Raw genomic sequence first — 22,075 nt, 5'->3', positions numbered from 1 at the left:
TCACGTGTGGAGGATCCCATGGGACGGCTCAATGAGCTGCGACTGATTGCCCGAATTGCGCAGATGTATCATGTCGAAGGCAAGCGGCAGGCGGAGATCGCCGAAATCATGCGCATGTCGCAGGCCACTGTTTCGCGCATGCTCAAGCGGGCCGAGCAGGAAGACATCGTGCGTACCACGGTCATTCCACCGCCGGGAACCTTTGCCGACCTTGAAACCGCGCTGCGCAACCGTTACGGGCTGACCGAGGCCATCGTCATCGACTGTTCCGAGGACCGGGATGGTGCGATCATGGCCCGCATTGGGGAAGCGGCGGCACATTTCCTCGAGGTGACGCTTCAGGAAGATGAAATCATCGGCGTTTCAAGCTGGAGCCAGACCATCCTGCGCATGGTGGACAACATCCACCCCTTGAAGACCGCCAAGGCCAAATACATCGTGCAGATCCTGGGCGGAATGGGAGACGCGTCGGTCCAGACGCACGCCACGCAGCTAACGGCCCGTCTGGCCAAACTCACGGGCGGCGAACCGCGACTGCTTTTGGTTCAGGGGATAACATCATCGCGCGAAGCAAAACTCGTTATGCTGGCCGATCCGGTCGTGCGCGGAACGATGGATCTGTTCGGCCGCCTCAGCCTTGCAATCATCGGCATCGGGGCAGTGGAACCGTCCGAGCTTCTCGCCCGCTCTGGCAATGTCTTCTCTCGTCAGGAGATGGCGATGCTGAACGAGTCGGGCGCAGTAGGAGAAATCTCCTACCGGTTTTACGACAAGGATGGAAAGCCGGTTGAAACCCCGTTGAATGACCGCGTGATCGGCATCTCGCTGGAAGATCTGAAGAAAGCCGACCGCGTCATGGCATTGGCGGGCGGAGAATCGAAAACCCAGGCCATCGCTGGCGCCCTGAAACTGGGCGTTATCGATGTGTTTGTCACCGACAAGTTCACTGCAGCGAGACTGACGGCCTGATCTCGTCAAAGATCGGACCTTTGGCCTGCTGCGCATTATGGAGGAATGACCATGAAACGCTTTGCAAGCCAGACGGTTTTCGTCACGGGGGGCAACAAGGGCATCGGCCGCGGCATTGCCAAGCGCCTTGCCGAAGAGGGGGCGAAAGTGGCCATCGCCGCGATTGAGAACGACACATCCGAAGCGGCCGAAATGCTTGCGCAGGAGACCGGCGCAGAAGTGATCGGTTTCGCGATTGATGTGACCGATAGCAAGGCTGTGAAGGACGCCTATGAGGAGGCCGAGAAGAGGCTGGGCGCCATCTCCGTTTCGGTGCAGAATGCGGGCGTCATCACCATCGCCAAAGTCGAAAACCTTACCGAGCGCGAATGGGACCTGAATCTGGACGTCAACACCAAAGGGGTGTTCTTCTGCTGCCAGGAGGCTATTCGCCGTTTCCGTTCCAGCGGCACCAAGGGCCGTCTCGTTAACATAGCCTCCGGGCAGGCTCGCCAGGGATTCATCTACACGCCGCACTACGCGGCCTCGAAATTCGGTGTGATCGGATTGACGCAGAGCCTTGCCAAGGAACTGGCCCGCGAAGGCATCACAGCCAACGCGATTTGCCCCGGCATCATCCACACCGAGATGTGGGACTACAACGATCGTGTCTGGGGCCAAATGCTCGGTGAGTATGGTCCGGGCGAACTGATGGCGGAATGGGTCCGCGGCATCCCGATGGGTCGTGCGGGCACACCTGCCGACGTCGGAGCGCTCGTTGCCTTCCTGGCTTCGGAAGACGCGGCTTACATCACCGGACAGACGATCAACGTGGACGGTGGATTGATCATGTCCTGAGGATCGATCCGAAATATCTTCCCGCCACAAATCCGACCCTGCGTCGGAACGCGAGAGTGCGTTTCTGACGGGTGCGATCATCGTGTTTGGTCCGTCAGGCCGTGAGCATGGACGAATCGGCGGTGGGCTATCAGAGAGCGAGCTTCGTGGCGCATCGTACCTGGGAAATGCCCGGTGAAGTTTTGACTTCAGTGCTTGTATTGCATTCGTGGCGCCGCGATGCGGCGCCTCCTGCATGGCCAACGAGATGCCGCCCAAGGCGAAGCTCTTCAAGGATCGACGTCAACGACTGGATATTGATCCCGAAGGTGGGGCGAAACGCCGCTTACGCTTGTTGTGGTCTCCAGTTTAGCGCTCTGCCATTTCCAGCAGCGCCGAAGCAGCGCTTTCGTCGGTGATCAGCGTGTTGCAGCCTATGCGCTTTATCGTGGCGCGGATCGCCACGGCGCGATGTGCGCCCCCCGAGGAAAGCACGATGTGCCTTGCATTCTTCAGGGTATCCAGGTCGACAGACATGACGCGGCTGTTGATCGAATGATCGACGCTGTTGCCGTCCTTGTCGAGGAAGTTGAACATCGTGTCGCAGACGCACCCCCCATCGATCAACTGCTGCAATTCCGCCTTTGAGATCCAGCCTTCGGAGAGTGACGTCGAGTGCGGGCCGATGTCGCCGCAGCTGACGATCGCAAGATCGAGGTCTTCCGCCAGACGATAGATCGTATCCAATCCGCATTTGTCGATCAGGTTGCGCTTGGTCTCCACCGAGTCCACGAGCAGCGGCGACAGAAACATGTAGCACTCGGCGCCAAGCTGATTTGCGAGCCGCCACGTATAGTCGATGGGGTTCGTTTGGTGGACCGCGACGATACCCCCGAGCAGGGAGACGACCTTGCAATTGTCGCGCCGCGGCGGGCGAAAGCTCGACAGCGACGCCGTCATCGTGCGGCCCCAGCCGACGCCAATCGTGTAGTCGTCCGGGATTGCTTCGGAAAGAAACTGACCAAGGGCAAGTCCGACGCTCTTTGCCAGACGATCGACGTCGCACTTAACGGGCGCTGGCACGACGATCGCTTCATCCAAACCGTAGGCGCGTTCCAGCTTCACCGAGAGCTCGACGCATTCGCCGATCGAGTCGTTGATCCAGATCTGTACTTCGCTGCGCTTCATCGCCTCATCGAGCAAGCGGATGACAGTGGTGCGACTGATGCCCAGTTGCTCAGCAACATCCTTCTGAGTAAGGCCCTGGTTGTAATAAAGCCATGCCGCACGCAGTCTCAGCGACGAGGCTTCGGAGTAAGCTGTATGTGTGCCGCGCTTCAGCTTGACCATGTCTTGTCCCGTATCAATTTCACCCTGCTTGCACCAGAAGATCAAGGTCGGCAACTGCCTTGTTTCTGGTTGATGGTGACGGATATGACACTTTTGTCAATTCACATACGCAAATGTCCTTGACTTTCGCGTTGTGAAGCGGCGATAGTCACCTCACAACACAGCTGTTCTTGTTGCCCGAAGAGGACAACTTCGCGGACCCCAAAACGTTGCAGCCGGTTTTGAGCCACAGGCGGCATCGCCCGAGCAGCGTGCATGTTTGCCTTCGTTGCGTGATGAAGGCGCGCCTTCGCCTGATGCACGCAAGTCGTCAGTTTGTAGATTACCGCGTTGCCGACGGAATGCCCACCGGTCAGCAGCTCAAGATTAAGTTCGATTTTACAGGGGATTTGACAATGACATCCAAGCTTGACCAACTCCGCGACATAACAACAGTCGTCGCCGATACCGGCGACATCGAGGCCGTTGCCCGCCTGAAGCCGGTGGATTGCACGACCAATCCGACTATTGTTCTGAAGGCGCTCGGCACGCCGATGTTTGCCGATGCGATCAAGGAAGCCATCTCCTGGGGCAAGAAGCAGGGCGGAAGCAGCAACACGGTTGCGGCAGCGGTCGCCGATCGTCTGGCCATTTCCGTTGGCGCTGCGTTGTCGAAGCTGGTGCCGGGTCGGGTATCGACGGAAGTCGATGCCGACCTCTCCTTCGACACGGACGCATCCATAGCCAAAGCGCGCGGCATCATAGCATCCTACAAGGAGCGCGGCATCGAGCGTGATCGCGTCTTGATTAAGCTTGCCTCGAGCTGGGAAGGCATCCGCGCCGCAGAAATATTGCAGAAGGAAGGCATCGACTGCAACCTGACGCTTCTCTTCTCCAAGGCCCAGGCTGTTGCCTGCGCCGACGCGAAGGCCTTCCTCATCTCGCCCTTCGTCGGACGCATCCTCGACTGGTACAAGAAGTCGACCGGCAAGGATTACACTGCGGAAGAGGATCCGGGTGTTCAATCCGTGCGCGACATCTACAACTACTACAAGGCGCATGATATTAAGACGATCGTCATGGGCGCTTCATTTCGAAATGTTGGCGAAATCGAAGCGCTGGCCGGTTGCGACCGCCTGACTATCAGCCCGGCGCTGCTCGATGAGCTTGCCAACGACCAGGGCACGCTTGTCCGCAAGCTCTCGCCCGACGCCAAGAAGGCCGAGCCGAAGATCGAAATCGACGAGAAGACCTTCCGCTGGATGATGAACGAAGATGCGATGGCCACCGAAAAACTTGCCGAAGGCATCCGTGCCTTCGGCAAGGACCTGACGGCGCTTCGCACCATGGTCCAGAAGGAATTGCAGCTCGCTGCCGCTTGAGGCTCTTAACACGAAACGATCGGGAAGGCACGGCGCCATTGGCGGACGCGTCGCAACGACGTCCCAGCAGGGGCTCCATAGCGCGTGCTCGCCGGCAATGAGACTCTCTATGCGCAGCTTTGAAATCTACGACAACTGACCGGCCTTCCCGGTCAAACGCCAATTCTCCTGAAAGCCACTTACAATGATCTCTCGCAAACAACACGACCGGATGGCAAATGCGATCCGTTTCCTTTCCATGGATGCCGTCGAAAAGGCCAACTCCGGTCATCCGGGCCTGCCGATGGGCGCTGCCGATGTGGCAACGGTTCTATTCTCCCGTTACCTGAAGTTCGATCCGAAGGCCCCGCTCTGGGCAGACCGCGACCGCTTCGTCCTGTCGGCCGGCCACGGCTCCATGCTGATCTATTCGCTGCTTCATCTGACGGGCTACGAAGACATGACGATGGAGGACCTCAAGCTGTTCCGCCAGCTCGGCTCGAAGACCGCCGGCCACCCGGAATACGGCCATGCTTCGGGCATCGAAACGACCACCGGTCCGCTCGGCCAGGGCATTGCCAATGCCGTCGGCATGGCGATCGCCGAGCGCAAGCTCGCCGAAGAGTTCGGCAGCGACCTGCAGAACCATTACACCTACGTCCTCTGCGGCGACGGCTGCCTGATGGAAGGCATCAGCCACGAGGCGATCGCGCTTGCCGGCCACCTGAAGCTCAACAAGCTGATCCTCTTCTGGGACAATAACAACATCACCATCGACGGCGCCGTCTCGCTCTCGGATTCGACCGACCAGATCGCCCGCTTCAAGGCCGTTCACTGGAACACGATCCGCGTCGACGGCCACAATCCGGAGGAGATCGCAGCCGCCATCGAGGCTGCACAGAAGTCCGATCGCCCGACCTTCATCGCCTGCAAGACCGTCATCGGCTTCGGCGCGCCGAACAAGGCCGGCACGCATAAGGTTCACGGCTCCCCGCTCGGGGCCGAGGAAATTGCCGCAACCCGCAGGGCGCTCGATTGGGAAGCCGAGGCCTTCACCGTCCCGGCCGACATCCTCGAAGCATGGCGTGCAGCCGGCAAACGTTCCGTTGGCGCGCGCAGGGAGTGGGAAGGCCGCCTGGACGCGACAGAAACGGCCAAGAAGTCCGAGTTCACCCGCCGCTTCGCCGGGGAACTGCCCGGCAACCTCGATGCCGCCATCGACGCCTACAAGAAGAAGATCGCCGACGCGCCACCGACGGTCGCGACCCGCAAGGCTTCCGAAGATGCGCTTGAAGTCATCAACGGCACACTGCCCGAGACGCTCGGCGGCTCGGCCGACCTGACGCCGTCGAACAATACCAAGACCAGCCAGATGAAATCGATCACCCCGACCGATTTCTCCGGCCGCTACATGCACTGGGGTATCCGCGAACACGGCATGGCTGCCGCCATGAACGGCATTGCGCTGCACGGCGGTGTCATTCCCTACTCCGGCGGCTTCATGATCTTCACGGATTATTGCCGTCCGTCGATCCGCCTTGCGGCGCTGATGGGCATCCGGGTCATCCACGTCCTGACGCACGATTCCATCGGCGTCGGCGAAGACGGCCCGACGCACGAGCCGATCGAGCACATGGCCGCCCTGCGCGCCATTCCGAACCTCCTGATGTTCCGGCCGGCAGACGCGGTTGAAACCGCCGAATGCTGGCAGCTGGCGCTCAAGGAGCCGCATCGTCCGTCCGGTCTGGCGCTCACCCGTCAGAACCTTGCGCCGTCCCGCCTGAAGTACGACGCTGAAAACCTCTGCGCCAAGGGGGCTTATGAACTGGTTGCCGCCGACAATGCCAAGGTTTCAATCTTTGCATCAGGCTCGGAAGTCGAGCTCGCCGTCAAGGCAGCGGCCGAACTGAACGGCAAGGGTGTCGCCACCCGCGTCGTCTCGGTTCCCTGCTTCGAACTTTTCCAGGAACAGCCGGACGATTACCGCAAGGCCATCATCGGCAATGCGCCGGTAAAGATCGCCGCCGAAGCGGCTGTCCGTCAGGGCTGGGACTATTTCATCGGCTCGGATGGCGATTTCATCGGCATGCACTCCTTTGGAGCATCCGGCCCGGCCAAGGATCTGTTCAAGCATTTCGGCATCACGGCAGAGGCGATCGTCGCCGCCGCCGAGGCCAAGCTATCCTAATTGGTAATGGCGCGGTTCAACGCCGCGCCGACGCCCGATTTTCGCGCAGCAGAACTCCGTAGCCCGCCCTGAACCGCATGCCGAACCTGCTTGGCTCTTTAGCGCTGCCGAGCCAACGACCGCGCAATATCGACAATGTCGTTGCGTGATGTCGTCGGATCTTCTGAGTTCCAAGCAATACCCAGCCCGATCCGGAAGTCGACACCCCGTACTTTCCGAAGCGCGACATTGCGGTTCGGAAGCCCCCCCGTCCATTCCGGCGCAAAACCGATCCCAAGCCCGGCCGAGACCAACGAAACCAGTGAAAAAGTATCATCGCACGTGTAAGCGATGTTCCGTGTCAAATCATGTTCGGCGAACTTCTCGGCGAAATATCTCTCCGTGTAGGAGAGGTTTTGCCGTGAGAACGAGATGATTTTCTGGTCGCGCAGGTCTTCGACGCAGATCTCCTCTCGGGATGCGAGCACACTGCTTTTTTCTACCGCCAGCAGATAGTTCTCATGAGCAATGGAAACGAACCGAAGCGACCCAATGTTCTCCACCGGCCGGATAAAGCCGAGATTGATTTGTCCGCTTTCGAGGTTACGGATGATGTCGTCGGTGGTGCCGCTCGAAATATGCAGCTGGATCTCCGGATACTTCCTGGCGATACGTGCAAGGAATGCCGGCAGCAACCCGACGGTGGCGGGGTATATTGTTCCAATCCTGATTCTGGCCACTGTCTTGCCCGCGACTGATCTGGTGATCTCCGCGCTCAAATCTATGTCGCTCAAGATGCGCACGCATCGATCGTAGAAGGTGGCCCCTGCCCTGGTCAGCTCGACCCTTCGTGTCGTGCGAACCAGCAACTGGACACCGAGCTCGCGTTCGAGGGACTGGATTTGCGTGCTCAGTGCAGGCTGCGCGATGTGCACTCTCGATGCCGCCCGCGCGAAATGGAGCTCTTCGGCGACCGCGACGAAATAGTGGAGCTGACGAAGTTCCATATGCCAGTGATCCATCTATCTCACTTTTATGGGAATCCGAGAGAGGTCGACATCAGACAACCAAGACGTCTCGACGGAGCGAATGTAGAGAATACTCCGTGGTTGAATACTCTACAACCGCTTTCTCTGGCGTGTATGGAGATACGCGAAACATTTGCAAAAAATCTGCGGCGCCTTCGCCAGTCGAAAGGACTGTCGCAAGAAGAACTTGCTCACCGCGCCGACCTTGACCGAACCTACATAAGCTCCCTTGAGCGCTCGATATACAGCCCGAGCATAGACGTAGTTGATCGGCTTTCGACGGTGCTTGGTGTGGAGGCTGCCGACCTGCTTAAAAAATCGCACTGACTTCTCAGTAGGTCATTGATAGCCCACGTTTAACAATGGCTGGCAATCCATATTAGACCCGTCTCCCGTCAACCATCACCATCCTCCCGGGAACAATGAAACCGGGAGACCCTGCCGTGAATGTGAATCGCTGCCTTCCTCTATGTCTTGTGCTTGCGTTGGGCGGAGCACCGGAGCCGGCCTTTGCCGAAACTCTCATCGTCAATAGCTATGGCGGGCCGTACGAGGCGATCATCGAGGAGCGGATTATCAAGTCCTTCGAGGAGAAGTCCGGTATCGATGTCGTCTATGACGCTGTCGGATCAGCTGCCCAGGACTACGCGAAAATCAAGGCCACCAAGGGCCAGCCCGGATTTGATATCGTCATCATGACCGCCTCGCAGTCACTGCAGGGCTGTAAGGAAGGGCTTCTGGAGAAGCTGGACGCCGCAGCGATCCCGAACCTTGTAAAACTTTCGCCAAGGCTTTCGGACGTGGCCGGTCCCTGCGGCGCCGTCCATGAGGTGCAGTATATGTCGCTGCTTTACCGCACCGACAAGCTGACCTCTCCTCCAACCTCCTGGTCGTCGCTTCTAGCGCCCGAGCTCAAGGGCAAGATCATCCTGCCCACGTTCCAGAACATCATGGCGGTCTTTCTCCTTGAAATCATGTCGGTCGCCCGCGGTGGCGACATGATCGAAAACGTCGGTCCCGGTTTTACCGCCATGGCTGAGCTTGCACGCCAGTCGATCGGCTTCGAACAATCCTCGGCAATCCTCGAAAGCTACATCAAGGACGGGACTGTGTGGGCGATGCCGTTCTGGAACGGGCGTGCCCAGCTTCTCGTCGATCAGGGAGTTCCGGTCGACTATGTCCGCCCAAAAGAGGGTACGATCCCGCTGATCGCGACGCTGAACGTCCCTGTTGGTGCTGAGAACAAGCAAGCCGCCATGGCCTTCATCGACTTCTTCCTCGAAAAGTCCAGCCAGGAAGCATGGGTGACCGGCTACAAAGTCGGAAGCGCCCGCATCGATATCGATATTCCCGACGATGCTCGCAAGCGTCAGATCACCACTGAGGCCGATCTAAAGAGCCTGAAGCTGCCGGATCTCGCGCGTGTTGCCGACAAGCTCGGGGCATGGGGCGAGCGCTGGGAACGCGATGTCGTTTCCCAGGCCAAGTGAGAAGGCGGTTCCATGTCTACCATTGCACTTGCCGCGCCGGCAGTAATGCCGGCGGCGCCCGCCAGGACGTCCGGCTACCTGGTTCTCGCACCCTCCTGTCTTATGCTGACCGTGTTCTTTGCCCTGCCAATGGGCGTCATGATCGGGATGAGTTTCACGGACGGTGAGACTCTTGCCCCGACGTTTGCCCATTATCAGCGGTTCTTCTCCGACGGTCTATCGCTTGCCGGTCTTTATCGGACCGCCATGATGTCGATACTCGTCGCACTGAGCGTGACGGTTCTTGGCTCTCCGATTGCCTACTTTCTGGCACGCTCGCGCTCGCGCTGGCGGGCGGTAGTCTTTGCGCTGGCGCTGGCGCCGGAGCTTGCCGGCGTCGTTTTGCGCACCTACGGCTGGCTCATCATTCTTGAGGATCGAGGGTTCATCAATGATGCGCTGATGAATCTCGGTCTCATCGCCTCGCCGCTTCCCTTGTCGAAGAACCTTTTTGCCGTCGTTGTCGGTCTGACCCATGTCGTCCTGCCGTTCGGCATCCTGTCCCTGACGACGAGTATCCAGGGCATTGATCCCAATCTGGAGAGGGCAGCACAGATGCTTGGCGCATCGCGGCTCTCCGTCGTTCGCCACGTCATCCTGCCGCTGTCGGTGCCGGGGATCGTCAGCTCACTGCTGATCTCCTTCACGATGGCAGCAAGCGCCTATGCCACGCCGGCGCTCCTCGGCGGCGCCCGCTTCAAGGTGCTTGCGACGATGATCTACGAGCAAGTGCTCTTCTACATCGACTGGCGCTTTGCCGCCGTCATGGCAGTCGCGCTTCTCGTTATGATGCTCACCGTCTCGTTCCTCGGCATCCGATACGAGACACGCCGCAGCGCCCGAAGAACAGGAGAAAGGTCGTGAACAGAGTTCTGGCAGTTCTTTTCTGGCTCGCGGTCGGTCTGGTCCTGGCGTTCATCACCCTGCCGCTTGTGGTCGTGGTCGCCGCCTCGTTGAGCCCATCCTCCGCTGTCACCTTCCTTCCGTGGGGATGGACGCTTGACTGGTATGGCGCCTTGCTCACCGATCGATGGCTGCAGCCGTTTTTGCTGAGCGTCAGGATCGCAACCCTCGTCGCGGCGATCAGCGGTGTGCTTGGAATTCTAGCTGCCTACGCGATCGTCTATGAGCGGATCCCGGGTGCCACGGCGATCATGGCGGGCCTCCTGTCGCCACTGTCGGTGCCGCAGATCGTCAAGGGCGTGGCGATCGTGCTGTTCCTGTCGATCATCGGCCTGCAGGGTATTCTTGGCACACCGGCTCTGATTGCCGCCCATGTTGTGCTCGCCCTGCCCTTCGTGACCCGCATGGCGGCGACGTCCCTTGCCAATTTCGACGGAAATCTTGATCGCGCGGCCCAAAGCCTGGGTGCCACCAAGCGTCAAAGGCTGCAGCACATCGTGTTGCCGATGATCAAGCCCGGTGTCCTGTCGGGCATCACCTTCGCCTTCATCATCTCCTTCAACAACATCCCCTTGTCCGTCTTTCTCGTTCGTCCCGGCGACACGACGCTGCCGATCGCGGTGATCAACTACCTCGAATACAGCCTCGATCCCGTGATGGCGGCCGTCAACGTCGCATCGATGATCTTCATCCTGGCGGTCATTTTCCTGTTCGAGAAAATCGGCGGTTTCTCAGCCCAACTGCATGGTGGAAGCAAATGAACAATTACGACATTGAACTTGTGTCGGTCAGCAAATCCTTTGCCGGCCTCCCAGTGGTCAAGGACCTCAACCTTCAGATTCCGCGCGGCGAATTCGTCAGCATTCTTGGACCCTCCGGCTGCGGCAAGACGACAACGCTCAACATGATCGCGGGATTCAATACGCCGAGTAGTGGCGATATTCGCGTTCGGGGAAAAAGCCAGACGCGCGTCCCCCCGGAAAGACGCAATTTGGGCCTCGTGTTTCAGAATTACGCGTTATTTCCGCATATGACTGTGGCTGAAAATGTCGGCTTTGGGCTTCGCATGCGCGGCACGCCCAAGGCCGAAATCGGGCCGGCCGTCGAGGCCGCTTTGCGTAGCGTTCGCCTCGATGGCCTGGGTGGGCGTTACCCCAAGGCCCTTTCCGGTGGCCAGCAGCAGCGGGTTGCCCTGGCGCGCGCCATTGCTCCTCGGCCAACGGTCTTGTTGCTCGATGAGCCGCTCTCCAACCTTGACCTGAAGCTGCGCGAAGCTATGCGCATCGAACTTAAGGAAATTCACGAACACCTGGGTATGACCTTCGTTTATGTCACCCATGATCAGGAGGAAGCGATGGCCATGTCCGATCGGATCGTGGTCATGTGGCAGGGAGCCATCGCCCAGCAGGGAGAACCGGATTCGATCTACAGGAATCCGGCGACGCGCTTCGTCGCTGATTTCATCGGACGATCCAATATCCTGTCCGTCAGCAAGAACGTTCGGGAAGCCGCGTTTCTCACCCTCAACGTCGAACGAAGCCCGATTGTCCTTCGCTCAGCGTGCCTCACAGGTCCCCAGGCCGTTCGATCCTGTTGCATTCGCCCCGAGACCATCGCGCTTCTGGATGGGGCCCAAGAATTGATACCTCGGCAAAACCGCCTCGACGGTGTCGTTCGGCGGATCGTCAACCTGGGCGCCCATCAAGAACTGTTGGTCGAAATCGCAGACGGGCTGGCCCTCACCGTTCTTGTCCGCTCGGGCCGGTCTTCCAGCCCGCCGGAGCCCGGAAGCACCGTCACGCTCGGGATCGATCCGCACGACGTGCAGGTCCTCACCGACTGAACCGCAATCCATCGTTCAGCCCTATCAATGCACGCCGATCGGTATTGGAAACCCCGCCGCGGTCACTTCTAGGGTGATGATGGCCTTAGAGGAAGGCTACCAAAGGAGACAGGAAATGCTGATGAAGGAAAGACTACGGGCGGTTCAGAACCAAAGCAATGTCTGCGCCGATATCGAAGGCTTCGATTTCCATTCTTACGACGCCCATGACATCGAGGAGCTTCGCCGTTTCTGGCTGCAATATGGTGTGCTGCGTTTCAGACAAGCCGGCATCACCGATGCACAACAGGTGGAATTCTCCCGCCATTTCGGCGAGTTCGTCATTCACCCCAAACAGAAGCAGGAAGGCGGCCATCCGGACCATCCGGAAATCCTCGTGATCAGCAACGCCATGAAGGACGGCAAGCCGAGCGGCGCAATGGGCAACAGCGAGGCGACATGGCACACGGACACATGGTTTTACGAACGGCCGCCCGCAGGTGCAATCCTGCGCGCGGTGACCGTGCCGCCATCTGGTGGCGATACCTATTTCCTGTCGACCTACAGCGCCTTCGAAACCTTGCCGGATACGTTGAAAAAGATGACCGACGGGCGGCAGATCTTCTTCCAGAACGTCTATGACAAAACCGGCAAGCTGCGTCTTGGTAGGAGCGTGCCCGACGCCAAGGATTTTCGGGAGTGGAGCGGCATTGTTCATCCGCTGGTGCGAACCCACGGGGAGACAGGCCGCAAGGCCCTTTATCTCGGCGGCACCACCGAGGGCGCATGGATTGTCGGCCTGCCGCTGGATGAGAGCGAAGATCTGCTCCTGGAGCTGTGGCAGCATACAACGAAGGGACAGGAAGTCTTCATCCAGCGGTGGGACGAGGGCGACATCATGATGTGGGACAACCGCTGCACCATGCACCGGCGCGATGGGTTCGACCCGACCCTGATCCGCATCATGCATCGCACGACGACCGCGGGCGAACGGCCCGTCTGAACCCCGTTACCTATGATTTCGGAAGGACAGGCAACATGACGCCGATCTATCGCATTGATGACCGCCCACCGTCCTCGTCGATCGCTCTGCAGAATATGCTTTGCGATGTGGAAACGGCGACCATCGGTCACATAGAGCATCTCGGGTTCGTCAGCGATGACATCCGGCCTGTCTTTCCAGCGCGGGCCGTTGGAACGGCCCTCACCGTCGCGGCACCGGGTCGCGACGGCATCGTGATCTACAAGGCGATCGACCTGCTGCTGCCTGGCGATGTGCTGGTGATTTCACGCGTTGACCGGGACGACATTGCCTGCGTCGGCGGCGGTGTGGCCACGGCGGCAAAAGCGAAGGGTGCTGCTGCGATCGTCATCGACGGACCTTGCACCGACATCGATGAACTCGTCGCAATCGGCCTGCCGGTCTGGTGCCGTGGACGCTCGTCGAAAACCACCAACCGCAGCTTTCCGATCGGCGGCTCTGTAAATGTCCCGATCGCCTGTGGCGCGACCGCCGTTTTGCCCGGTTACATCGTCCTCGCCGACAACGAGGGTGTCTTTGTCGCCGACGCCACGCGGATGGCGGACCTTGCCATGCTGGCGATCGAACGCCAGCGCCGGTCCACGGCTCTGCGCGCCCATCTGTCCGCAGGCCGCTCAATCTTCGACTTTCAGAAGGAACCCTGCCCGTGAAGATAGCGCTCATCCAAATGAATTCGCAGCCTGATCGGGCTTGCAACCTCAAAGCCGCCCAGAACTTGATGGAACAGGCGGTTGCTCGCGAGCATCCTGATCTCATTGTGCTGCCAGAGCATTTCGACTGGACTGGCGGAACGGCTGAGGACAAACGCCTTGCTGCCGACCATGTTCCGGGTGGTGAGGCCTATGCCTTGGTCCAGGCCTTTGCCGCAAAACACCGGGTCTGGGTGCATGCTGGCAGCCTGCTTGAGAAAAGTCCGGGTTTTGAGCGGATCCACAACACGACAGTGGTTTTCGATTCCTCTGGCCGGCAGGTGGGCGTCTACCGCAAGATCCACCTGTTCGACATCACCTCACCGGATGGCAAGGTCTACGCGGAGTCCGCAACAGTCGCGCCCGGCGATCAGCTGCTGATCTATGAGATCAATGGATTCCGCATTGCCTGCGCCATCTGCTACGACCTCAGATTTTCAGGGCTCTTCAATCGGCTTTCAGCTGAAGGCGTCGATCTCTTCATCCTTCCGGCAGCATTCACCGAGCAGACGGGAAAGGATCACTGGGAGGTGTTGTGCCGCGCCAGGGCGATCGAATTTCAGGCCTATCTCGCCGCCTGCGGCCAATGCGGCTCGTATCCGGCGCCCGGAGGGGAAGTGCGGCGAACCTTCGGACACTCCCTGGTCTGTGATCCATGGGGTGACGTTATCGCGCGGGCTGCTGGCAATGTCACGGTTATCAGCGCGACACTGGATGCTTCGCGTTTGAAGGAGGTTTGCCAGTGGATCCCGATGCGGGACCACCGCCTGGATTTATCGGGCGTTGACGTCCGCATCGCCACATAACCCGGACACTGGGAGGCCTTGGCACACGAAATTCACGACACCGCACGTCACAGGTGGGTTCATGGTGTCGGGACATCCGGCCGCACAAGGTCCATGTGGTCGACGCCGAGCGCCTGCGCAAGTTCGTAGAGCGTCACGATGCTCGGGTTGCGTTTGCCCCGCTCGAGACCACTCAAATATTGCTGGCTGAAGCCAGCGCGCGCCGAGACATCCTCCTGCGTCAATCCCTTTTCCCGACGCAGGCGCGCAAAGTTCCGTCCGACCAATTTGCGCATGTCCATGCGCCACTGATGCCAGCCTGCAGAATTTAAGTTTATCAACTATAGTATGTAATTGCCGCGGACTGGCTGTCACACGGCTGAGGTCAAATGCGCGTAGCGGCTGCGTCGGGCGGCAAACGGTCAACGATCTCACAATTGACATCCAGCAATTGGAAGGCATGAAACTGGCTGTACGAAAACCAAACGTCATTGACCTTGCCATCGGCGGCAGAATTCGGGAGCACCGGCGAAGGCTGGGAATGAGCCAGCCCGAACTTGCACATTCCCTCGGCGTCACCGCGCAGCAGGTGCAGAAATATGAAGTTGGGCTTTCGCGTGTCGGGTCAAGCCGTCTACAACAGATCGCGAAGAAGCTTCATGTCCCGATCTCGTCGCTGTTTGAGACATCCGCAAGTTCGACCCGCAGCGTCACCGAGTCGACAGCCTCGATCGATACAGCGATCCTGGCCTGGTTGGGCACTCCCGAATGCATCGAGCTTAACCGTGCGTTCAAACAGATTGCCGACGCGAAAATCCGACGAAGGGTCGTTGCGCTGATCGTCGCTGTTTCCAAAGCCAGAGACTTGCCCTAGGCCCGGTCTCGCCGTCGGATTTGCGCGAACCGATCCACCGCACATTTGTTTACCCAGATTTATCCTGCGCGTGTCCTACGCTTCACAGGCGATACCGAAGCTTTGCGAAACCTTCATCCCGCGTGTCGCCTGCAAAAGCTAAGATTTGGCGAGCGCTCAATGGCCACACAGCGCTGTCGGTCCTGGGAGGAGCAATCATGTATCATTACGCGGGCGTCAGCGAGCCCGTCACCTTCATCGGCATCGACGAATTGCAATCGATGCAGGCCGACCTGACGACTGCCGAGTTGCTCACAACGATCAATTCGGCCTGGCGCGACATCCGGGCGGCCAAGTCATTCGGCGGAAAAGCTGTCCTGTCATTGCCCGAGGAGGAGTTCTGGAACAGGCCGGAATTCCAACCCTTCAAGGCTGACTTCGCCGAGCAGCGCCTCGGATGGAAGCTATCGTCGCTCTACAGCGTCAATGCGCATTTTGGCGCGGTCAAGATCATTGGCGCCAATGCATTCAACAGACGGCTCGGTCTGCCGCGATCGACGTCCACGATCGTCCTGCTGGAAAAGATGACGATGCGTCCCGTGGCCATTCTCGACGGTACGACAATATCGGCGACGCGAACCGGAACATACGCTTCGAAGGTGTTTCAGCGGTGCTTTCCTGAACAAGAGAGGGTTTCGGTCTTTGTCTTTGGCGCAGGGCCGGTTGCCAGAGCTGTGATTTCATGCCTGGACCACATCGGGTCGGGTAAGATCCGAGAAATCTTCGTGCGCAGCCGGACGCTCGAAAGTGCAGAATCCATGATAGGACTTCTGCGTGCGCAAACGACAATTCCCTTGATCCCGGTTGCCGACAACAGTCGGCTCTGCGACTGTGCTTTCGTCGTCACTGCGTCCAATGCCCGGCAACCCGTGTTTGAGGACGGTGAGCTTCTCGCAGACGCCGTGACGCTCCACCTGGGTGGCGATGAAGTTCCGCAAGCATACCTCGTTCGGGCGCTCCGCACGGGCACTGTCGTCTGCGACAGCCTCGCGATGGTGTCGCATCGAAAGTCGCAAAGCCTAGCCCTGCATTTCTGGCGCAATGGGTTGTCCCTCGAAACCGTTGGATCGCTTTTGGGGATCCGCGAATTTCAAGCACCGCAGGATTGGTATTTAAAGCTGGCTGGACCGGTCTGCATAACATGCGTCGGACTGCCAATGCTCGACCTCTACGTCGCCCAGGCAACCTTCGAGAAATACGCACGCGCGCGCGACAGGTTTTCCTCCTCAAATTAAACGCCGCGAAAGCGATCGCTTATCGGCTATCTGCGGTACAGGCTGGACATCACCATGCACCTGACAGGTATTTTGGCGGATCACATATGCAGCGTCTCGCAAGTGGAGGTCCCGCCCTCAATCGATGAAACCGTTTTGCGTTGCCTCCTTGACCTGGTTGGTGCTGCCATTGCCGGCGCGGAGGCAAAAGGTCCGACTGCAACGCGACAGTCAGCACTGCTCATCTTTGGTCAGGGCACCGCCCCGATCTGGACGTCGGCAAAGACAGCCGCTCCTGTTGCCGCCCTCATCTGCAATGCAGCGGCAGCTTGCGCACTTGATCTTGACGACGGGCACCGTGCAGCCCGCGGCCACCCCGGCGCCTGCGTGATTCCCACCGTCCTCACCCTCGCCACGCAGACGAAAGTGACCGGCCGCACACTCGTGTCAGCAATCATCGCTGGTTATGATATCGGTGTGCGGATCGCCGCAGCGCAAAATCCGCAAGGCATCCCGACCCGCCAATCCGGCCGCTGGGCAGCCTTCGCTGCGGTCGCCGCAGCGGCCTCAATGATGGGGGCCAGGCCCGCTCACATCGCACAGGCTCTGGCGATTGCCGGTGTGCTTGCCCCCAATCAGCAGGCAAATGGCAGCTCCGGCTATTCCAGCGACACGGGAAACGATGTGAAGGAGGGCATAGCCTGGAGCGCTGCGACTGGGTTGACAGCTCTCTACTTGGCGATGAGTGGCCATACAGGACCTGCTGATCTGCTCGATCATCCCGATTATTATGATCGTGAAAGGATTGTCGACCGATTGGGCAACCGCTGGGAAATCGGCGGTACGTATTTCAAACTTTATGCCTGCTGCCGATATATTCATGCACCTCTCGACGCCCTGTTGACGATCATGATCGAGCAGGCTCTCCTTGCCGAGGAGATCACGGGTGTAACTGTCGACACGTTCGGATGGGCGCTCAGGCTTGGCAACAAGACCAATCCCGAAAACCTTGTCGATATCCAATATAGCCTGCCATATTGCCTTGCCGTAACGGCCATCGACGGACCGGCGGCGCTCGCTCCCGTTGGCGTGGGACTGCTCAACCGCTCCGATCTTTCGCGTTTTGCCGAAAAGGTGCGGATGAGCGCCGATCCAGAGCTCGACCGGCTCTTTCCCCATCAGACTTTGGCACGGATCACGGTCGAAACAACCAGAGGCCGTTTCAGATCGCCGGTTGCGGGACCCGTCGGGGACCCGGCGCACCCGTTGTCCTTCGGTGCGCTCGAAGAAAAATTCCTCAGGGTGACGCGCGGGATCATCAGTCCTGGACAGCAAAAGACGCTGGTTAACGCCGTGCTGCGGCTCCGGGCCGATGACGGTGCGCTGCTCCTCCACGAACTTGGCTCCATTCGCTCGTCTGAGGCATGAACTCTGACCTTCTAAGTGGCGCAAGGCCACGCACATTACGGCCAGACACGCCGCGGCCTCGCGTTCACACGATCCTAGATGATTCCCGCACCGTGAGGTGCGGGAAAAACGCGTAGCTCCGGGAAACGTGCACTTGGCCCTTGCATCGAAAGAACCCCCTGGCTTCACCGAGAAAGGTACCTCGTCGAGCACCGGTTTTTTCGCCCGGTCATAGGTTTTCGATAGGCCTGCAAGTTTCGTGTGGTCCCACGTCCTGTCCTCAGAACCGTTAGAGACCGATCTTAAAGGGTTCCTGCCAGGAAGTCGTTCCAAAGCTGGATGCGACGCTCCACATCCTCCGGTTCTTTGAAGAAAAGGAGGTTCTCCTTGAGCGCCGGGCTGTCCGCGTCGAGGATGTTGGTGGTCTGTAGAAAGTCCTCAGAAAGTCCAGCCTTGCGGGCTCCCGCTGACGTCAGAATGCCGTTGCTCCCCGAGAAATTCATGAATCTCGATTGCCATTCCAACGACATCGTGTCGTTGATAAACTTGTAGACGATGTCCCGCTGACCCTGTTTGGTGATATACGTCCCTTCAATCCAGGATGGCGTGCCTTCCTTGGGCAAGGTATACGCGAAATTGAGCTTCTTCTTCTTGAGCGAGTTGACGACCGAGACAAGGTGGCAATAACCGATGACCGCCTCGCCCGACGCGTAGAGGTTAGTGGCGTCATCAAATCCACGCGTGATAACCCGCACCTGCGACCGAAGCCCTCGCAGTGCATCGGCGACGAGGGTAAACTCATCCTCCGTCAAATTAAAGGGATCTTTCGCGCCGACATACAGTGCGACCATCGGGATGTTGACCGTCGCGTCGTCGAAGGTGCTCACCTTCCCTTGGTGGGCCTTGTCCCAAAGCGCCGCCCAGGTCATCGGGGGCTCCTTGATAACATCGGCGTTGTACATGAGCGGCTGCGTACCCCAGTGCAAGGGAATACCCATCAGAACACCATCCACGCTCAGCGGATTCTTCCAGTTCAGCGCTGGGAGGATGTTCGCAATGTTGGGAACTTTTGCGATATCGAAAGCGTCGATCTGGCCGGCCTTCTTGAGGCGCCCAGCTGTGGACGCCTCTGAATAGATAACGTCTGGCTTTATCGCCCCGGATTGGAGTTGCGCGAATACTTCGTCAAGGGAAGAAATGACCACCGGGTTAAGCTTGACACCTTCGTTAGCTGCTTCCCACTCCTTGACCCAGTCAGGTTCCTGATAGGTTTCCCAAGTGAGCAGCGTGATCGTCTCCGCCGCCGCTGCCCTGCCTATGATGGCCGGAGCAAATAGCGTACCGGCGGCGAATGCACCGCTAGCCTTAAGAAGGGTGCGACGGTTGATGGGCTGTAAAACTGAGTTTTTCATGCGCTTATTCCCCTTGGTTATGGTTCGATTACACAACTCCGCTGACCGTTAACGAGCTCCCTTTGGAAAAAATTTCGTTCGGTCTTGTTCTTTTCGTATTCAATTCGGCCGGCCGGCGCTCTCCTGCACACCGGAATTCCAATGCCTCGTCGTTTAACTCAAAGCGCACAGCACCGAGTACGGCCAAAGGCATCCCCGTGAATGAAGGACAAAAAGTGGATACAGGCAGTCGCCCTATCGATATCAAGGACCCTGCAGTTACCGCGGCCGGCACAGGGTGGATGCTGCGCGCATCCATCCGCACAAAACAACTCTCCACTTCCGTATAAATACAGCCTTTGAGCGCTCGCTCGTAAATGACCCGGCTACACCGCTGTTGTGCCCTCGTCCCGACTTCGTCTCGTCCCTAATCCGTGCTTAATTAGTGACAGTGAACACATGATCCAAACTGTTGTCAACTGTATCATGTGATCCAAACGAGATTTATTTCGCGCTAGGAAAATTGCCTGAACTCAATGTGGACCACGCGCAAACGGCCACGATCACCCGGTTGCATCGATGAGTGCCCCGTTCCATACCGCAATCTCGCCCCTGATCATGACATGACGGACACGGCTGAGATTGTGATCTTCGGAGATTGTCAAGTCCGCACGTCTGCCCTGTTCGAGGAGCCCACGGTCGCCGGCAAGCTGCGGAAAAGTCCGAGCAACATTGCCCGTGGCAAGAGCGACCGCTGCTGGTGCTGACAACTGACTTTTTGTCACCATGCGTTGCACTGCCGACAGAATGCTGTCCCAATCGCCCCCGGCAAAATCCGTCGATATCGTATCGACCAAACTCGCCTCGATCAGTGCGTCCAGATTATCCGGTTCGTTACGCCAGCGCGTATGGACACAGTCAAGCGTCGATACGTCAATTGCAGCACCCCGCTTGCGAAGCTCCGATGCGAAGTGCACTGCTTCCTCTGCCGAAAACGAAGGATGGTTGGTGTGCCCAGCGACCATCTTGCAGACCGGATGTGTTGCCGCAACCTTCAACAAGGTTTCGATCGTCGGCAACGCCGTGTGGAAAATAGCTGGCAGACCGAAACGCGCGGATTGGGTCGCGATCTCCCAAAAGCCATGAAGCGAGAGAGCAACCGGCGGAAGCACGGTCTTTGCGATGAGCTCGCGCATCGCTGCCGCGTCGAGATGCGCTGTCAGGCCGCAGCTCTCCATCAGGTTCTCAAGATAAGGCTGATCGGCGGATCCATCGCCATTGAGCGACCGGCCGAGCACTGCTTCTTTCAAGGAACGGGCAATTTTCGGGTGAACGGAGACTCCGGTCGCAGCCAGAATGGCGGCGGGAATGAAGCGGTAGTCCTGCGCTCCACCGCCCAACGTCTGGCCCCCACCTGCCTCGCCCAGCGCCTTGGCGCCATCGGCAATCATTGCCTCGATCGTCAAGGCGTGGTGTCGGTTCGACAAGCCCTTTCCGTCAATCTCCATGGCTGCGGCGATGTTGCTCCGTGTGTGCGCGGTCGACACATGGATGTCGAGTGAATGTCGCTCCGCACCAGGAGGGTGAATTTCGTCAGCCGCTGCGAGGCCACAGACATTGAGCAGCGTCGTCGTTCCGGACAAAAGATGCCTGTTGCGGAAATACGCGACGTCGTGCTCGGCAAAGGGCGCTGAGCCGCTTGGCATCGCAGGCCCGTGAATACAGCCGTGCGCATGCGCGTTGATAATCCCTGGCAGAATCGTGCATCCGGTGGCATCGATCACGAACGCGTCCTTGGTTGTAGACTCGGTACCCTCTCGCACCTCGAGGATCCTGTCGTCGCGCAACCGCACGACACCCCTTTCGAAGAACGTCCTGCCATCACCCGTGATCACGCTCCCATTGATGACGACGGTATCCTGAAAACCGATGCTCATCCCGCTTCTCCTTGGCTGATCCTGACGGTTCCCCGTCCTTGGCGTCCATCCCACTCGTGTTAAGCGCGTAGCCAATGCCGCGTACGGTTCGGATCGGGTCCTTGCCCGGGACGAAATTCAGCGACCTTCGCAGGTTCCCGATATGAACATTGACCGTGCGGAGATCGACAAAGACGCCCTTCGGCCACGCACCGGCTATCAGCTCGCCGCGGCTCATCACCTGCCCTGGCCGCTCCATGAGGCAACGTAGAAGGTTGAATTCGATTAGTGGCAAGTGGATCTGCCTGCCGCTGCGGAACACCCGGCAGGCAAGGGGCTCAAGAACAATATCCGCTTGCCCGAGGCTGGCATGATGCGTGAGATCCGCAGTCTCGCTCGCCGGAGACGGCGGTTGTGCTCTGAGGACATCCAGAAATCGCACCGGGTCCACCGGTCTTACGAAGGCGATGTCGACACCGGCATTGACGAAGCGCGGATAATCGGTGGCCGCTGCGGGATCGATCAGCGCAATCAGTGTTAAGTCCTGTGTCTGGGGCGTGGCCTTGATCATTCCACAAAGCGCAAGCGAACAGGCCGGATCCCAGTCCACCAGCAAAGCATCGGCGAGACCTTCTTTCGTTAGCGACAGGGCCTCGTCGCAATCCGCCGCCAGAACCGTATCAAAACCATCCCGCACAAGAATATGCCGCAGGAATAACGAACATTGCGGGTCGCTCGATGTGATGATGATCACGCGTCTCACATTTACACGCCATGGCACGCCGGCTGCGGCG

At 58.9% G+C, this 22,075-nt stretch carries 21 protein-coding genes; 15 read left to right on the top strand and 6 right to left on the bottom strand.

The features are described 5' to 3' along the window. Positions 1-18: 18 nt before the first annotated feature. Both ACSQ2W_RS26780 and ACSQ2W_RS26775 read left to right on the top strand, forming a co-directional pair. Positions 19-969, top strand: coding sequence for a sugar-binding transcriptional regulator (locus ACSQ2W_RS26780; RefSeq protein WP_436089195.1), 951 nt, complete (start codon positions 19-21; stop codon positions 967-969). A gap of 51 nt (positions 970-1,020) precedes the next feature. Beyond that, a complete protein-coding gene (locus ACSQ2W_RS26775; protein WP_436089194.1) occupies positions 1,021-1,806 on the top strand; it encodes an SDR family oxidoreductase in 786 nt (261 codons plus the stop codon). Between the two features lie 348 nt (positions 1,807-2,154). Here ACSQ2W_RS26775 and ACSQ2W_RS26770 read toward each other — a convergent pair whose 3' ends face one another. Further along, a complete protein-coding gene (locus ACSQ2W_RS26770; protein WP_436089213.1) occupies positions 2,155-3,135 on the bottom strand; it encodes a sugar-binding transcriptional regulator in 981 nt (326 codons plus the stop codon). A 395-nt stretch (positions 3,136-3,530) separates the two neighbouring features. Here ACSQ2W_RS26770 and tal point away from each other — a divergent pair, with 395 nt between their 5' ends. Beyond that, entirely contained in the window at positions 3,531-4,496 is a 966-nt protein-coding gene (gene tal / locus ACSQ2W_RS26765; protein WP_436089193.1) for a transaldolase, read from the top strand. Between the two features lie 184 nt (positions 4,497-4,680). Continuing rightward, positions 4,681-6,663, top strand: a complete 1,983-nt coding sequence (gene tkt / locus ACSQ2W_RS26760; protein WP_436089192.1) for a transketolase — start codon at positions 4,681-4,683, stop codon at positions 6,661-6,663. Positions 6,664-6,761: 98 nt separating this feature from the next. On the opposite strand, the gene ACSQ2W_RS26755 is transcribed toward tkt, so the two are convergent. After that, positions 6,762-7,649: a LysR family transcriptional regulator gene (locus tag ACSQ2W_RS26755; RefSeq protein WP_436089191.1), complete on the bottom strand. Its 888-nt coding sequence runs from the start codon at positions 7,647-7,649 to the stop codon at positions 6,762-6,764. A gap of 135 nt (positions 7,650-7,784) precedes the next feature. Here ACSQ2W_RS26755 and ACSQ2W_RS26750 point away from each other — a divergent pair, with 135 nt between their 5' ends. The 8 genes from ACSQ2W_RS26750 (at position 7,785) to ACSQ2W_RS26715 (ending at position 14,461) form a co-directional block, all read left to right on the top strand. After that, the gene (locus ACSQ2W_RS26750; protein WP_113002530.1) at positions 7,785-7,997 is read left to right on the top strand and encodes a helix-turn-helix domain-containing protein; all 213 of its coding nucleotides are present in this window, start codon (positions 7,785-7,787) and stop codon (positions 7,995-7,997) included. 116 nt (positions 7,998-8,113) lie between these two features. Further along, positions 8,114-9,160, top strand: coding sequence for an ABC transporter substrate-binding protein (locus ACSQ2W_RS26745; protein ID WP_436089190.1), 1,047 nt, complete (start codon positions 8,114-8,116; stop codon positions 9,158-9,160). A 12-nt stretch (positions 9,161-9,172) separates the two neighbouring features. Next, on the top strand, positions 9,173-10,063 hold the full coding sequence (locus ACSQ2W_RS26740; RefSeq protein ID WP_436089189.1) for an ABC transporter permease: 891 nt from the start codon (positions 9,173-9,175) through the stop codon (positions 10,061-10,063). After that, positions 10,060-10,863, top strand: a complete 804-nt coding sequence (locus ACSQ2W_RS26735) for an ABC transporter permease (protein ID WP_436089188.1) — start codon at positions 10,060-10,062, stop codon at positions 10,861-10,863. The genes ACSQ2W_RS26740 and ACSQ2W_RS26735 overlap by 4 nt, the downstream gene beginning before the upstream one ends. Further along, positions 10,860-11,945, top strand: a complete 1,086-nt coding sequence (locus tag ACSQ2W_RS26730; protein ID WP_436089187.1) for an ABC transporter ATP-binding protein — start codon at positions 10,860-10,862, stop codon at positions 11,943-11,945. Before ACSQ2W_RS26735 ends, ACSQ2W_RS26730 begins: the two co-directional genes overlap by 4 nt. 115 nt (positions 11,946-12,060) lie before the next feature. Beyond that, the gene (locus ACSQ2W_RS26725) at positions 12,061-12,927 is read left to right on the top strand and encodes a TauD/TfdA dioxygenase family protein (protein ID WP_436089186.1); all 867 of its coding nucleotides are present in this window, start codon (positions 12,061-12,063) and stop codon (positions 12,925-12,927) included. A gap of 35 nt (positions 12,928-12,962) precedes the next feature. Then, positions 12,963-13,616, top strand: coding sequence for an RraA family protein (locus tag ACSQ2W_RS26720; protein ID WP_436089185.1), 654 nt, complete (start codon positions 12,963-12,965; stop codon positions 13,614-13,616). Further along, positions 13,613-14,461: a carbon-nitrogen hydrolase family protein gene (locus tag ACSQ2W_RS26715; protein WP_436089184.1), complete on the top strand. Its 849-nt coding sequence runs from the start codon at positions 13,613-13,615 to the stop codon at positions 14,459-14,461. Before ACSQ2W_RS26720 ends, ACSQ2W_RS26715 begins: the two co-directional genes overlap by 4 nt. A gap of 59 nt (positions 14,462-14,520) precedes the next feature. On the opposite strand, the gene ACSQ2W_RS26710 is transcribed toward ACSQ2W_RS26715, so the two are convergent. After that, positions 14,521-14,742 carry a helix-turn-helix domain-containing protein gene (locus tag ACSQ2W_RS26710; protein ID WP_436089183.1) on the bottom strand — a complete coding sequence of 74 codons (222 nt, stop codon included), beginning with the start codon at positions 14,740-14,742 and terminating at the stop codon, positions 14,521-14,523. 158 nt (positions 14,743-14,900) lie between these two features. On the opposite strand from ACSQ2W_RS26710, the gene ACSQ2W_RS26705 reads away from it, so the two are divergent. The 3 genes from ACSQ2W_RS26705 to ACSQ2W_RS26695 all read left to right on the top strand — a co-directional run bounded on the left by ACSQ2W_RS26705 (position 14,901) and on the right by ACSQ2W_RS26695 (position 17,995). Then, a complete protein-coding gene (locus ACSQ2W_RS26705; RefSeq protein WP_436089182.1) occupies positions 14,901-15,314 on the top strand; it encodes a helix-turn-helix domain-containing protein in 414 nt (137 codons plus the stop codon). A gap of 197 nt (positions 15,315-15,511) precedes the next feature. Next, positions 15,512-16,588, top strand: coding sequence for an ornithine cyclodeaminase (locus ACSQ2W_RS26700; protein WP_436089212.1), 1,077 nt, complete (start codon positions 15,512-15,514; stop codon positions 16,586-16,588). 54 nt (positions 16,589-16,642) lie between these two features. Beyond that, positions 16,643-17,995, top strand: a complete 1,353-nt coding sequence (locus ACSQ2W_RS26695; RefSeq protein ID WP_436089181.1) for an MmgE/PrpD family protein — start codon at positions 16,643-16,645, stop codon at positions 17,993-17,995. Positions 17,996-18,276: 281 nt separating this feature from the next. Here ACSQ2W_RS26695 and ACSQ2W_RS26690 read toward each other — a convergent pair whose 3' ends face one another. The 3 genes from ACSQ2W_RS26690 to ACSQ2W_RS26680 form a co-directional block, all read right to left on the bottom strand. Next, positions 18,277-19,386 carry a substrate-binding domain-containing protein gene (locus ACSQ2W_RS26690; protein WP_436089180.1) on the bottom strand — a complete coding sequence of 370 codons (1,110 nt, stop codon included), beginning with the start codon at positions 19,384-19,386 and terminating at the stop codon, positions 18,277-18,279. Between the two features lie 542 nt (positions 19,387-19,928). Continuing rightward, a complete protein-coding gene (locus ACSQ2W_RS26685; RefSeq protein WP_436089179.1) occupies positions 19,929-21,302 on the bottom strand; it encodes an amidohydrolase family protein in 1,374 nt (457 codons plus the stop codon). Beyond that, positions 21,247-22,035: a winged helix-turn-helix transcriptional regulator gene (locus tag ACSQ2W_RS26680; RefSeq protein ID WP_436089178.1), complete on the bottom strand. Its 789-nt coding sequence runs from the start codon at positions 22,033-22,035 to the stop codon at positions 21,247-21,249. Before ACSQ2W_RS26680 ends, ACSQ2W_RS26685 begins: the two co-directional genes overlap by 56 nt. Positions 22,036-22,075: the final 40 nt, after the last annotated feature.

Origin of the sequence: Pararhizobium sp. LjRoot255 (assembly GCF_964252905.1) — a bacterium.
In the GTDB taxonomy this organism is placed as follows: Bacteria; Pseudomonadota; Alphaproteobacteria; order Rhizobiales; family Rhizobiaceae; genus Pararhizobium.
The sequence above is the reverse complement of the archived record's forward strand: the minus strand, read 5'-3'. Positions and strand labels throughout refer to the sequence as shown.

Bases quoted from the DNA above. Each gene is read 5' to 3' on its own strand.
- ACSQ2W_RS26780 (WP_436089195.1), top strand. From the start codon at position 19: ATGGGACGGCTCAATGAGCTGCGACTGATTGCCCGAATTGCGCAGATG.
- ACSQ2W_RS26775 (WP_436089194.1), top strand. From the start codon at position 1,021: ATGAAACGCTTTGCAAGCCAGACGGTTTTCGTCACGGGGGGCAACAAG.
- ACSQ2W_RS26770 (WP_436089213.1), bottom strand. From the start codon at position 3,135: ATGGTCAAGCTGAAGCGCGGCACACATACAGCTTACTCCGAAGCCTCG.
- tal (WP_436089193.1), top strand. From the start codon at position 3,531: ATGACATCCAAGCTTGACCAACTCCGCGACATAACAACAGTCGTCGCC.
- tkt (WP_436089192.1), top strand. From the start codon at position 4,681: ATGATCTCTCGCAAACAACACGACCGGATGGCAAATGCGATCCGTTTC.
- ACSQ2W_RS26755 (WP_436089191.1), bottom strand. From the start codon at position 7,649: ATGGAACTTCGTCAGCTCCACTATTTCGTCGCGGTCGCCGAAGAGCTC.
- ACSQ2W_RS26750 (WP_113002530.1), top strand. From the start codon at position 7,785: ATGGAGATACGCGAAACATTTGCAAAAAATCTGCGGCGCCTTCGCCAG.
- ACSQ2W_RS26740 (WP_436089189.1), top strand. From the start codon at position 9,173: ATGTCTACCATTGCACTTGCCGCGCCGGCAGTAATGCCGGCGGCGCCC.
- ACSQ2W_RS26730 (WP_436089187.1), top strand. From the start codon at position 10,860: ATGAACAATTACGACATTGAACTTGTGTCGGTCAGCAAATCCTTTGCC.
- ACSQ2W_RS26725 (WP_436089186.1), top strand. From the start codon at position 12,061: ATGCTGATGAAGGAAAGACTACGGGCGGTTCAGAACCAAAGCAATGTC.
- ACSQ2W_RS26720 (WP_436089185.1), top strand. From the start codon at position 12,963: ATGACGCCGATCTATCGCATTGATGACCGCCCACCGTCCTCGTCGATC.
- ACSQ2W_RS26710 (WP_436089183.1), bottom strand. From the start codon at position 14,742: ATGGACATGCGCAAATTGGTCGGACGGAACTTTGCGCGCCTGCGTCGG.
- ACSQ2W_RS26705 (WP_436089182.1), top strand. From the start codon at position 14,901: ATGAAACTGGCTGTACGAAAACCAAACGTCATTGACCTTGCCATCGGC.
- ACSQ2W_RS26700 (WP_436089212.1), top strand. From the start codon at position 15,512: ATGTATCATTACGCGGGCGTCAGCGAGCCCGTCACCTTCATCGGCATC.
- ACSQ2W_RS26695 (WP_436089181.1), top strand. From the start codon at position 16,643: ATGCACCTGACAGGTATTTTGGCGGATCACATATGCAGCGTCTCGCAA.
- ACSQ2W_RS26690 (WP_436089180.1), bottom strand. From the start codon at position 19,386: ATGAAAAACTCAGTTTTACAGCCCATCAACCGTCGCACCCTTCTTAAG.
- ACSQ2W_RS26685 (WP_436089179.1), bottom strand. From the start codon at position 21,302: ATGAGCATCGGTTTTCAGGATACCGTCGTCATCAATGGGAGCGTGATC.